This is a genomic window from Cellulosimicrobium cellulans, from assembly GCF_006539945.1.
Classification (GTDB): domain Bacteria; phylum Actinomycetota; class Actinomycetes; order Actinomycetales; family Cellulomonadaceae; genus Cellulosimicrobium; species Cellulosimicrobium cellulans.
The window spans coordinates 1-12,561 of sequence record NZ_BJNZ01000034.1 but is presented as its reverse complement, the minus strand read 5'-3'; the positions used below and the strand labels follow the sequence as shown (position 1 = coordinate 12,561).

The 12,561-nt window shown below is 73.5% G+C and carries 9 protein-coding genes; 2 read left to right on the top strand and 7 right to left on the bottom strand.

Translation table 11 applies throughout. The features are described from left to right. From CCE02nite_RS18390 to CCE02nite_RS18360, 7 genes are all read right to left on the bottom strand, one after another. Positions 1-1,608 carry a mannitol dehydrogenase family protein gene (locus CCE02nite_RS18390; protein WP_255318961.1) on the bottom strand — a complete coding sequence of 536 codons (1,608 nt, stop codon included), beginning with the start codon at positions 1,606-1,608 and terminating at the stop codon, positions 1-3. Positions 1,609-1,798: 190 nt separating this feature from the next. After that, positions 1,799-2,899: a Gfo/Idh/MocA family protein gene (locus CCE02nite_RS18385; protein ID WP_255318960.1), complete on the bottom strand. Its 1,101-nt coding sequence runs from the start codon at positions 2,897-2,899 to the stop codon at positions 1,799-1,801. Next, positions 2,896-3,711, bottom strand: coding sequence for an ABC transporter ATP-binding protein (locus CCE02nite_RS18380; protein WP_218027157.1), 816 nt, complete (start codon positions 3,709-3,711; stop codon positions 2,896-2,898). The genes CCE02nite_RS18385 and CCE02nite_RS18380 overlap by 4 nt, the downstream gene beginning before the upstream one ends. Beyond that, positions 3,708-4,730 carry an ABC transporter substrate-binding protein gene (locus CCE02nite_RS18375; protein WP_141391053.1) on the bottom strand — a complete coding sequence of 341 codons (1,023 nt, stop codon included), beginning with the start codon at positions 4,728-4,730 and terminating at the stop codon, positions 3,708-3,710. Before CCE02nite_RS18375 ends, CCE02nite_RS18380 begins: the two co-directional genes overlap by 4 nt. Positions 4,731-4,799: 69 nt before the next feature. Next, positions 4,800-5,759, bottom strand: a complete 960-nt coding sequence (locus CCE02nite_RS18370; RefSeq protein WP_255318959.1) for an ABC transporter permease — start codon at positions 5,757-5,759, stop codon at positions 4,800-4,802. Then, the gene (locus CCE02nite_RS18365; protein WP_141391051.1) at positions 5,756-6,583 is read right to left on the bottom strand and encodes a sugar phosphate isomerase/epimerase family protein; all 828 of its coding nucleotides are present in this window, start codon (positions 6,581-6,583) and stop codon (positions 5,756-5,758) included. Before CCE02nite_RS18365 ends, CCE02nite_RS18370 begins: the two co-directional genes overlap by 4 nt. Before the next feature lie 473 nt (positions 6,584-7,056). Next, positions 7,057-7,344: an adenine nucleotide alpha-hydrolase family protein gene (locus CCE02nite_RS18360; protein WP_047231465.1), complete on the bottom strand. Its 288-nt coding sequence runs from the start codon at positions 7,342-7,344 to the stop codon at positions 7,057-7,059. Positions 7,345-7,648: 304 nt separating this feature from the next. On the opposite strand from CCE02nite_RS18360, the gene CCE02nite_RS18355 reads away from it, so the two are divergent. Beyond that, a complete protein-coding gene (locus tag CCE02nite_RS18355) occupies positions 7,649-8,653 on the top strand; it encodes a LacI family DNA-binding transcriptional regulator (protein WP_141391050.1) in 1,005 nt (334 codons plus the stop codon). Between the two features lie 154 nt (positions 8,654-8,807). After that, positions 8,808-12,197: a 3-keto-alpha-glucoside-1,2-lyase-like domain-containing protein gene (locus CCE02nite_RS18350; RefSeq protein ID WP_255318958.1), complete on the top strand. Its 3,390-nt coding sequence runs from the start codon at positions 8,808-8,810 to the stop codon at positions 12,195-12,197. The last annotated feature ends 364 nt before the right edge of the window (positions 12,198-12,561 follow it).

The following is a 12,561-nucleotide window of genomic DNA, read 5'->3' as shown; positions in this document are numbered from 1 at the left end:
TCACGGCGCGGTCTCCTCGTTCCTCGTGCTCGTCGTGCGGGTCGTGGTCGTGCTCGCGCCGACGACCGCGTCGGCCACCTCGGGCAGGCGCTCCTCCGGGACGCCCGGCAGCAGGCCGGGGAGGAGGACGAGCGCACGGACCGCAGCGGCGTCGTCCGACGCGCCCTCCACGACCGCCCGCAGCGCGTCGGCGCGCGGGTCGTCCACCGTGCGCCCGGCCCGCGACTCCGCGACGACGTACCCGGCCCACGCCGCGAGCGCCGCGACGACGCCGTGCGGCGCCGGGGCGCCCGGCCGCGCGGCGAGGAGGTCGGCGAGGGTCGCACCCCAGCGGAACGGGATCTTCTGCGTCCCGTCCATCGCGACCTGCCGGGTCGTGTGCCCCGTCGCGGGGTTGGCGAACCGGTCGAGCAGCGTCTGCGCGTACGCGGCGAGGTCGACGCCGTCGGGCGCCTCGAGCGTCGCGAGCGCGTCGGCCTGGAGCGCCCGGGCGCCTGCGGCGAGCGCCGGGTCGGCGACGGCCTCGGCGATCGTCGCGTGCCCGGCGAGCGAGCCCGCGTAGGCGAGGTAGGAGTGCGCGCCGTTGAGCAGGCGCAGCTTCGCGCGCTCGTAGGGCGCGACGTCGCGCGTGAGGGTCGCCCCGCCCCGCTCCCACGCGGGGCGCGGGCCGGCGAAGCGATCCTCGATCACCCACTGCAGGAACGGCTCGGCGACGACCAGGCCCTCGTCGCGCGCACCGAGCAGCGTCTCGACCTCGTCGCGCTGCGCGGGCGTGGTCGCGGGCACGATCCGGTCGACCATGCTGCACGGGAAGGTCACCGACGCGGCGATCCAGGCGCGCAGCGCGTCGCCGTCGGCGCCCGGGAGCGCGGCGTCGACCGCTTCCCCCACGAGCCGCGCGAGCACGTGCCCGTTGTCGGCGAGGTTGTCGCAGCTCAGCACGGTCAGGGGCGCGCCCCCGGCCCGACGGCGCGCGGCGAGCCCGCGCACGAGGAGCCCGACGGCGCTGGTCGCCGCGGCGACGCCGGCCGCCTCGCCGCTCGCGACGTCCGCGCCCGCGTCCGGTGAACCGGCGGACGCCTCCTCGCGGCGCAGCACGTCGAGGTCGGCCGCGACGGCGGCGACGTCGAGGCGGCCGTCGGCGCGGCGCGCGTAGCCCTTCTCGGTGACGGTCAGCGTCACGACGTGGGTCGTGGGAGCGGCGAGCGCCGCGAGCACCCGTGGGGTCTCCTCCGCCGGCCACGCGACGTCGGTCACCGACCCCACGACGCGCGGGGACGCGCCGTCGGGCCCGACCGTCAGCACGGTGTAGACCCCGCCCTGCGGCCGGAGCTGGTCGCGCACCGACGCGGTGCGCTGCGTCACGCCGAGGATCCCCCAGCGCGTCTCCCCGGTCGCCCGTGCGGCGTCCTCGGTGACGACCGCCTGGTGCGCCCGGTGGAACGCGCCGATGCCGAGGTGGACGATCCCCACCTGCGTCGGACGGACGGGAGCCGGCGGGAACGCGGGGTGCGCGTCGCGGTGCAGGCGCGGTCGCGCGGTGTCGGCCGGCGGTTCGGCGTGGGACGCCGGTCCGGGTCGGCTCGGGACGTCGGTCGGGGCGGTCACGCGACCTCCTGCGGGTGTCGGGGTCGGCGACGGGTGTCGCCGGCGATCGGGACGGGGACAGGCCCCGGGGACTGATGCGAACGATTGTAGTCATAGCAGCACTGCTCGCGGTGAGGGTTCACGACCACTGCGTGCAAACGTTCGCAGGCTCGGTGGCACCGATGCGCTCCGGGTCACGGTGCCGGCAGCGTCAGTGCGGCGGCGTCGCCGGCCCGGGCGCCGCGAGGTCGGCCGGGCGGACGGCCCGCCCGGTCGCGGCGGCCTCGCGGATCGCGCACAGGAGCCGGACGGTCTCGACCGCGTCGGCCGCACCCACGGGAGGCGGCGCGGCGCCCTCGAGGGCTGCGAGCACCCGCTCCCACTGGGTGCGGTGACCGGCATGACCGATCGCGAGAGGGTCCGCCGCGCCGCCCGCCGAGCTGCCCGACGCGGGCGGCGGGACGCCTGGCACGTCCCAGCGGAGCACCTCGTCCTGCGCGAGCTCCACCGATCCGCGGGACCCGTGGAGCGCGAGGGTGGCCGGGAACCCGGGAGGCGTCGCCGTCGTGGTCGTGACGACGCCGAGCGCGCCCGACGCCAGGCGCAGCGTCGCGACCGTCGTGTCCTCGGCGGTGTCGTCGCCGCCGCCCGGCCCGGGGACCACCGGGCACGCGGCGCGCGCGAGCGTCCCGGCCTGGGCCGTGACCGACTCGACGGGCCCGCACAACCAGCGCAGGAGGTCGACGTTGTGCACGCCCTGGTTCATGAGCGACCCGCCACCCTCCGCCGTGGAGGACCGCCACGCCGCGGCGGCGTAGTAGTCGTCGTCGCGGTACCAGGGCACGTGCGTCGCGACGAGGCGCAGCTCGCCGAGCGCGCCGTCGTCGAGCGCGCGCCGGAGCGCCTGGTGCTGGGGCTCGAAGCGGCGCTGCGAGACCATCGAGACGACCAGGCCCCGCTCGCGCGCCACGCGCTCGACGAGGACCGCGTCCTCGACGGTCACCGCGAGCGGCTTCTCCACGACGACGTGCTTGCCCGCCTCGAGCGCCGCGAGCGCGAGGCGCGCGTGGCTCCCGCTCGGCGTGCAGACCGCCACGACGTCGACGCCCTCGTGGCGGACCACCTCGTCCGGCGCCACCTGCACGGCGTGCCCGGACGGGGTCAGGTCCTCGTCGAGGGCCGACCCCCCGCTGTACGCGACGAGCCGCGCCCGCGGTGCCAGGTCGCGCAGCGCCCGGGCGTGCAGCACGCCGATGCTGCCCATCCCGACGATCCCGACGCCGACGCCGGACCCCCGCACGGGCCCGCTCACTCGGCGACGTGGCTGGCGCCGAGCAGGTCGCGCAGCCGCTCGGCAGCACCCGTGAACCGCGGGTCGACGAGCGTCGTGCCGTAGTCGCGCTCGTCGGGCAGCCCGGGCTCGAGGGTCTCCACGATCCGTCCGGGGCGCGGGCTCATGACCACGATGCGGCTCCCGAGGAACACCGCCTCGGGCACCGAGTGGGTGACGAGCACGATGGTCGTGCCGGTCTCGCGCCAGATGCGGTTCATCTCGATGTTCATCTGCTCGCGCGTGAGGGCGTCGAGCGCGCCGAACGGCTCGTCCATGAGGAGGACCCGAGGCTCGTGCAGCAGGGCCCGGCACAGCGCGACGCGCTGCTGCATGCCGCCGGACAGCTCGTGCGGCAGGGCCTTCTCGAAGCCCGTGAGCCCGGTCAGCGCGATGAGCGCGTCCGCGCGCTCCTGCGCCCGGCGCTTGTCCATGCCCCGCATCTCCGCCTGGAGCAGGATGTTCTTGCGCACCCCGCGCCACTCCAGCAGCGCGGAGCGCTGGAACGCGAAGCCGATGTCGCGCTGCGGGCGCGTCACGCGCTGCCCGTACAGGCGCACCTCGCCCTCGGTGTAGGCCGTGAGGCCCGCGACGATCTTCAGCAGCGTCGACTTGCCGCAGCCGGAAGGCCCGACGATCGTGACGAACTCCCCCGGCTGGACGCTCAGGGAGACGTCGTCGAGCGCCACGGTCTCCGACCGCTTCGACGTGAAGCGCATCGTGAGGTCGCGGACCTCGATGATGGGATCGGCGTCGACCGCGTCGGCGCGGGCGTCGAGCTCGGTCGCGGTCACTGGTCCGCCCCGAACGCGCCGTCCCAGAAGTCGGCCGGGGTCGTGCCGCCGTCGAAGTCCGTGTTCTCGGACAGGAAGGTCAGGGTGTCCGTCCACTGCTCCTCGGTGTTCACGCCGGGGGCAGGAGCGTCCTCGAGGTTCAGCAGGTCGATCGTCGCGGCGAGCTGGGCCGCCAGCACCGCCTCGTCGGGCGCCTGCTCCGCGCCCGCGGCCATCGCCGCGACCGCCGCGTCCGGGTCCTCCGACGCCGCGAGGAACGAGCGCGACGTCGCGCGCACCATCGCCTCGACGAGCTCCGGGTCGTCCGCGATGAGCTTCTCGTTGGCCACCAGCCCGGTGCCGAGCAGGTTCATCCCGAAGTCCGCGAAGGGCAGGGCGTCGACCTCCTCGCCGGTCTGGTTCTCGATCGTCGGCGCCTGGTCGTGGTGGAAGCCCTGGATCGCGTCGACCTTGCCCTCGATGAGCGCGGCGATCTTGCCCGCCGCGTCCACGTTGACCACGGTCACGTCCGCCGGGTCGACGCCGTTGAGCTCCAGCCAGGCCGGGAACGTCCCGTACATCGCGTCGCCCGGCGTGCCGCCGACCGTCTTGCCCACCAGGTCGGCGGGCTCGGTGATGCCCTGCTCGGCGAAGAACTCCACCGAGCTGGGCCCGGTCTGGAGGAACACGCCCACGCTGCGCACCGGCATCCCCGAGCTGATGGCGTTCGCGAGCGGCGGGGTGTCGGCCCAGCCGAAGTCGGTGTTGCGCTGCGCGACCTGCTGGACCGTGTTCCCCGAGCCGTTGCCCGGCTGGATCGTGAGGTCGATGCCCTCCTCCTCGAAGATCCCCTGCTCGACGCCGTAGTAGAACGGCGCGTGCTCGCCGTAGGGCACCCAGTTGAGGGTGACGGTGACCTCGGTGAGGCCGCCCTCGCCCTCCCCCGGCCCGGACGGGTCGGACGACTGCCCGCAGGCCGCCGTCCCCGCCACCACGACGCCGGCCACGGCCAGCGAGACTGTCAGACGTGCACCACGCATGGGAAGACTCCTTCTGCTCGCGCCGCCTCGTCGTCGGGGCGGCGAACTCTGGGGTGGGTCAAGGGCGGGTCAGGAGGACGCGAGGACGAGGTTCCCGCGCCGCGACGCGTGCCACGGGATGAGGAGCCGCTCGAGCAGCTCGACCAGGAGGAACAGCACCACGCCGATGAGCGACATGAGGATGAGGTCGGCGAACAGGAGCGGTGCGTCGAGGTTGCCGCTCGCGAGGAGCAGCACGTACCCGAGGCCGCGGTCGGCGCCGACGAACTCGCCGACGACGGCGCCCACGACCGCGAGCGTGACGGCGACCTTGAGCCCGGACATGAGCTGCGGCAACGACCCCGGGAAACGGATCTTGCGGAACGTCTTCCAGCGCGACGCGCCCATGGTCGCCGACATCTCCAGCAGCTCCGGGTCGATCGACCGCAGCCCCGCGACGGCCGAGACCACGACCGGGAAGAACGCGATGAGCACCGCGAGGATGATCTTGGGGGCCGCACCGAACCCGAACCAGACCACGAGGATCGGGGCGATCGCGATCTTGGGGATCACCTGGGCGAAGAGGATGAGCGGGTAGAGCGACTTCTCGGCCGTCGGCGAGTAGACGAGCAGGACGGCCGTCGCGACGCCGATCACGGACGCGAGCACGAACCCGACGACCGTCTCCATCGTGGTCACCCAGGTGTGCTCGGCCAGCATGGCCCAGTCCTCGACCATCGTGTCCCACACGGCGCCGGGCGACGGGACCAGGTAGGCCGGGACGAGCTCGCGCCACGCGACGAACCACCACACGGCGAAGATCGCGAGGAGCACGAGGGCGGGCCTCCAGGCGGCCGACACGACCGCGAGGGCCCGGCTCCCGAGAGACGTCGTGCCGCTCCTGCGCGGACCGGAGCGCCGGGCCGCGGAGGCGGGCGGGCGCGGCGCCGGTGGGGCGGGCCGCGCTTCCTGGGCTGTCGTCATCGTGCGGTCCTCCATGGTCGTGGTCCTGGTGGTCGGCGGGACGCCCGGGCCGGGCGCGTCGGTCATCGGAACGGCACCGCCTCGGCGTCGAGGATCGTGGTGAAGGCCTCCCAGGCCTCCGTGAACAGCTCCGGCCCCGAGAACCCGCCGAGGCTGTGGGCGTCGCTCAGGTGCGGCTCGAGCGAGAAGAACCCGTCGAACCCGTCGTCGCGCAGGGCGCGCACGGTCTCGGGCACCTCGCCGTCGCCGCGTCCCGCGGGCACGACGGCGCCCGTCGCCGCGAGCGCGTCCTTCACCTGGACGTACTCCAGGTACGGGCGCAGCAGCGCGTAACCGTCGGTGAAGGGCCGCACGCCCACCTGGACGAAGTTCGCCGAGTCCCACGCGAGCGCCAGGTGCGGCGACCCGACGGACTCGACCACGTCCAGGCACCTCTCCGGGACGTCGCCGTAGATGTCCTTCTCGTTCTCGTGGACGAGCACGACGCCGGCCGCGCGCGCCACGTCGGCGAGCGCCGCCATCCGGTGCAGCACGACGTCGCGCCAGGACGCCGGGTCCGTCCCGGGGCGTACGAAGAACGAGAACACCCGCACGTACGGGGCCTCGAGCTGCCGGGCGACGCGCGCGGCGTGCCGCATCCGGTCGAGGTGGGGCTCGAAGTCGTCGTCGACGAAGATCTTGCCGACGGGAGACCCGATGCTGGAGACCCGGAGGTCGTGGCGGCGCAGGAGACCCGCGACCCGCTCGCGCTGGTCGTCGTCGAGGTCGAGCACGTTCGTGCCCCACGCGCTGCGCAGCTCGACGAAACCCAGCCCGAGCTCGGAGGCGACGACGCACTGCGTCTCGACGTCGGGCGAGATCTCGTCCGCGAAGCCCGAGAGCGTCCACATCCTGCGCACTCCTTCTGCTGGTGGCCCTGGTGCGACGACGCGGCCGGCACCGTGAGCCCGCCGGCCGCAGCCTCCGGCCCGGGGAGGGGCTCGTGCGGAGGGGCGGGGCGGGGCCGGTGAGGCGAGGACGCGGGGTCGTACGGGACGGTGGTCGAGGTCCTGCGCACGGAGCTCTTTCTCCGTGCGCCTGGCATGGACAGTAGGTGCGGGCCATGGCATGGACAACGAGTTGCCATTTGTTGCACCTGACAGCGCTGGACGAGCGGGCGGTTCGCGAAGCGCACCGGGTCGCGGGTGCTGGACCGTGCGTGAGCGCGACGGGCGCGGGAGGGCGCGGTTGCCGTGGGTTGCCACCGGTCGGCGGCGCTGGGCGACGCCCGGCGACGGTTCGGTGACGTCTCGGCGACGGACCGTCGACGGCTGCCGGCGGGGGTGGCGGTCCGGGCACGGCACCCGAAGGGTGCGCCGGCGCGTCAGGTGCCGGGATCGGCCGGGGTGCCGAGGTCGAGCGCGACGAGCCGGAAGCCCGCCGACCGGACGGCCCGCAGGACCTCGCCGCGCAGCGGCTCGCTCGCCACGACGGGCAGCTCGGCCTGGGGTGCCTCGACCCGGGCGAGGTCACCGTGGTGGTGGACCCGCAGGTCCTCCAGGCCGAGCCGGCGCAGCTCGCTCTCGGCCGCCTCGACCTGGACGGCGGCCTCGCCGTCGCGGGCCCGGTCGACGGCGAGGTCGACCGGCGGCGCCTGGTCGGTGCGGCTCATCCGCGCCGCCCGCCGGGCACGACCGCGACGGCACCGGAGGGTCGGGGTCCAGGCCGCCGACGTGCCGCCGTCGGGCGCAGGGACGCGTTCGCACGCGAGATCACGGAGCCATTGGAGGATGCCCGTCGGGGCCCGTCAAGGAGTTGCCGTCGGTTGCCGTGGGGTTGCCACGGGACGCGCCCCGGGCAGGGCGGGCACGAGGCCGGCACAGCGCGCGTACCGGCTGGTCACGCGGCACGACCGCGACACGAGGGCGACAACCGGTTGTTGTCCACCGTTGTCAGGGCCGTTACAGTCCGACCGCATGACCTCAGCCGGCAATGGTGCCAGCCCGACGATCTACGACGTCGCCCAGGCGGCCGGCGTCGCGCCCTCGACCGTGTCCCGGACGTTCTCGCGTCCCGGTCGCGTCAACGCGCAGACCGCGGAGCGCATCCGCCAGGTCGCCAACGAGCTCGGCTACCGCACGAACCCGCTGGCGCGGGGCCTGCCGACGGGCCGGACGTCGCTGCTCGCGATCGTCGTGGCCGACGTGACCAACCCGTTCTTCTTCGAGATCATCCGCGGCGCGGAGAAGACGGCCCGCGACGCCGGGTACACGCTGCTCATGGTCGACGCCCACGAGTCCGACGAGGCGGAGCGCCGCGCGCTCGACCGGACGCTGCCCCTCGTGGAGGGCCTGATCCTCGCGACGTCCCGGCTCTCGGACTCCTCGATCCGGGTCGCGGCGAAGCAGCGACCCACCGTCGTCATGAACCGGCACATGACCGACGTGCCGAGCGTCCTGACGGACAACGCGCAGGGCATGCGCAGCGCCGTCGAGCACCTGTCCGGGCTCGGGCACACGAGCCTCGCCTACGTCGCAGGGCCCGAGGCGTCGTGGGCCGACGGGATGCGCTGGCGCGCGTTCCGGGAGGCGACGCGCGAGACCGAGGTCCAGGCGCGGCGGATCGGCCCGTTCGCGCCGACGCTCGCCGGCGGGCTCTCCGCGGCCAAGTCCCTCGTCAAGCACCCCGCCACGGCGGCCGTCGCGTACAACGACCTCATCGCGATCGGTGCGATGCGCGGCCTGCGTCGGCTCGGGGTCGAGGTGCCGCGCGACCTGAGCATCGTCGGGTTCGACAACATCTTCGGCTCGGACTTCTGCACCCCGCCGCTCACGACCGTCGCCGCGCCGCTGCGCCACTTCGGGTCGTTCGCGGTCCAGCGGCTCCTGGCCCAGCTCCGCACGGCGCCCGCCCCCGCCGCCGGGCCGACGCTGCTCCCGGCGAAGCTCGTCGAGCGCGGCTCCACCGGCCGCCCGGCCTGACCGCACCCCGCGGGCACAGCCGCCGGCGGGCCAGGGGCAACAAGTGGCAACTCGTTGCCCGGACCGCGCGCGCCCCCGGATAGTGACGGCACAGCGCACCGATGCGCGCCCTGTGCGCAGTCCGACGCACGGTCCTCGACGGAGAGGCAGGCTGATGGAACACCCCTCGACCGACGCACCACCCACGCACGTCACGCCCCGGCACCGACGCAGAAGACGGCGTGCCGTCGTCGCCGCGCTCGCCGCCCTGGCCGTGCCGTCCGGCGTCCTCACGGCCCAGGCCGCCGTCCCGACCGCGGCGCCGGCCGCCGCACCCGCGGCGACCCAGGCGGACATCCGCCCGCAGGAGCCCGGCGTGACGCTGCGCGTCTTCGACGTCCAGGTCATCCTCGACGACTACTGCACGCTCAAGCCCGGGCAGACGCCCAACGTCGACAAGATCATGCCGACCATCGACTGGACCACGGCGGCCGACTTCGGCCTCACGGACAAGTTCGTCACCGAGGTGACGGGGTACCTGAACGTCCCCGAGGCCGGCACGTACGACTTCCGGATCACGAACGACGACGGCGCGCGGCTGCTGCTGGACGACGAGCTCGTGGTCGACCACCCGGGCCGCCACGGCGCCACGGCCAAGGAGGGGTCGATCGACCTCGAGGCGGGCTACCGCGCACTGCGCATCGACCACTTCGACGGCGAGTTCGACCAGCGGCTCAAGCTCGAGTGGCGCCCGCCGGGCGCGTCGGGCTACGTCGTCGTGCCGAACTCCGTGCTGAGCACCGACGCCGACGTCACACGCGTCACGTCGCCCGGCCGCAAGGAGTGCGAGGGCGTCACCGAGGCCCCCGGCGACGGCCTGCCGCTCACCGAGGTGCACCCCGACTACACGCTCACCGACCTGCGCCCCGAGGGATTCCAGCCCCAGGTGACGGGCATGGACTGGCTGCCCGACGGCCGTCTGGCCATCTCCACGTGGGGCGGCGACCGGCTCACGCAGCGCGGCGAGGTCTACCTGATCGACCACGTCCAGGGAGACACGGGCGCCGACGACGTGACCTACACGAAGGTCGCGGAGGGCCTGACGGAGCCGATGGGCCTCAAGTACGTCGACGGCACGATCTACGTCTCCGAGAAGGACGGCCTCACCGCGCTCGTCGACACCGACGGCGACGAGGTCGCCGACGAGTACGACACGTTCGCGACCTGGCCGTTCGGCGAGAACTACCACGAGTTCGCGTTCGGCCTGCTCTACGAGGACGGGTACTTCTACGTCACGACCGGCATCGCGATGATCCCCGGCGGCAACTCGCTCGACCCGCAGCTCGCGGAGAACCGCGGCTCGGTCATGAAGATCAGCAAGGACACCGGCGAGGTCGAGTACGTCGCGGGCGGCCTGCGCACGCCCAACGGTCTCGGCTGGGGCGTCGACGGCGGCATGTACGTCACCGACAACCAGGGCGTCCGCATCCCGACCTCGAAGCTGGTGCGCGTCGAGGAGGGGGCGTTCTACAACCACTTCACGAACCCCGACGGCCCGTACGACGACCAGCCCGTCACCGAGCCCGTCCTGTGGATGCCGCACAGCGAGATCTCCAACTCGCCGAGCAACCCGGTCGTGCTCACCGAGGGCGTGTTCGCCGGGCAGATGGCGATCGGCGACGTGACCTACGGCGGCCTCCAGCGCGCCTACCTCGAGGACGTCGCGGGCCAGGAGCAGGGCGCCGTCTTCCGCATGACGCAGGGCCTGGAATCCGGTGTCAGCCGCACGAGCGTCGGCCCCGACGGCGCGATCTACGTCGGCGGCATCGGCTGGTCGGGCAACTGGGGCCAGGCGGGCAAGCTCTCCTACGGCCTGCAGAAGCTCACGTACGACGACAACAACGCGTTCGACATGCTCGAGATGCGCGCCGTCGAGGGCGGGTTCGAGATCGAGTACACGCAGCCGCTGTCCGAGGAGACGGCGCAGGACCTCGCGTCCAAGTACACGGCCGCGCAGTGGCGCTACGTCGCGACCCCGCAGTACGGCGGCCCCAAGGTCGACGAGGAGGACCTCGAGGTCACGGCCGCGACCGTCTCCGACGACCGGAAGACGGTGACGCTGCAGATCGACGGGCTGAAGGCCGGTCGCGTCGTGAACGTCCACTCCCCGCGCCCGTTCGCGTCGGAGAGCGGCAACGAGCTGTGGAGCACGGAGGCCTGGTACACGCTGACCCGGCTGCCCGACGGATCCGTCGCACCGCCGGTCTACGAGGCCGAGGCGGCAGACATCACCGGCGGCGCCGGGTGGAACAGCAACCACGCCGGCTACTCGGGCTCCGGGTTCGTGGACCGCAACTGGGAGCCGGGCGCGCAGACGACGTTCGCCGTCCGCACCGAGGAGGCGGGACCGCACGACCTCGCGATCCGCTACGCCAACGGCCAGAACATCGACCCCACGGCACTGCCGAGGAACCTGAGCCTCTACGTCAACGGCGAGAAGCTCAAGCAGGTCTGGTTCGAGAGCACGGTGGCCTGGTCCACCTGGGCCACGCAGGTCGAGACCGTGCCGCTGCGCGAGGGCGCCAACACGATCACGATCCGGCACGACGACGACGACATCGGTCACGTCAACCTGGACAGCCTCACCGTCACGCCGAGCGAGCGCACCACCCTGTTCGACGGCGACGACCTCGACGCGTGGGCTGCGGTCAACGGCGGCGGTCCCGCGACGTGGCCGGTCGCGGACGGGTCCATGGAGTCCTTCGGCGGCGACATCCGCACCAAGGAGAAGTTCGACGACTTCCAGATGCACGTCGAGTGGTACCAGCCCGAGCACGCCCCCTCCCAGACCGGTCAGGCCCGCGGCAACAGCGGCGTCTACATCCAGGAGCGCTACGAGGTCCAGGTGCTCGAGTCCTTCGGCATCGACCCGCCCAGGAACGACCACGCCGGGGCGATCTACCTGCAGAGGGCTCCCGACGTGAACGCGGCGACCCCGATGGGCACGTGGCAGACGTACGACATCACGTTCCGGGGTGCGCGCTTCGGCCCCGACGGCAAGAAGACCGAGGACGCGCGTCTCACGCTCGTGTGGAACGGGCAGGTCGTGCACGACGACGTCGCGGTCACCGGCAAGACCGGCAACGGCCGGGCGGAGGGACCCACGTCGGGGTACATCAAGCTCCAGGACCACGGCGACCCGGGCCTCAACCCCCGGTTCCGCAACATCTGGATCGAGCGCCTCCCCAGCGTGGAGGAGCCCGGCCAGGAGGAGGTCGCGATCACCGCGACCGCCGAGGTCCGGTGCCTCGCGGGCACGCCGTACGTCACCGTGCGCGCGCTCAACGACGACACCGTCCCGCTGGACGTCGTCCTCGACACGCCGTTCGGGTCCAAGACGTTCACCGACGTCGCCCCCGGCAAGAACGCCTACCAGTCGTTCGCCGTCCGGGGGGTCGAGGACCCGACGGCCGGATCCGTGACCGTCACCGCCCGTCCGTCCGACACCTCTGACGAGCGGGAGACCGTCGCGACCCCGGAGCACGGCCAGCCGTCCTGCGGCTGACCAGCCCGGTCCGGACCCGGGGCCGTCTCGCGTGCCGCACGGTGCGCGAGGCGGCCCCGGTTTCGTCGTCGTCCGAGGCAGGGCCGCGCTAGCCCTGGTCCGCCGAGATAGAGCCCTGGTCTGCCGAGGTAGAGCCCTGGTCTGCCGAGGTAGAGCCATGGTCGGCCGAGGTAGAGCCATGGTCGGCCGAGGTAGAGCCGTGGTCACGTTGCCCGACGGCGATCTGGTCACCTTGGGTGGGCGGGGTGGGTGGTGGTGCCGCGTCTACCATCCGCCGCTCGTTCCTCGCGGCTCCCGCCAGGCCCGCCACGACGCGGCACCACCACCCACCCCGCCCGGCGTCGTCTCGCCCTGGTCCGCACGC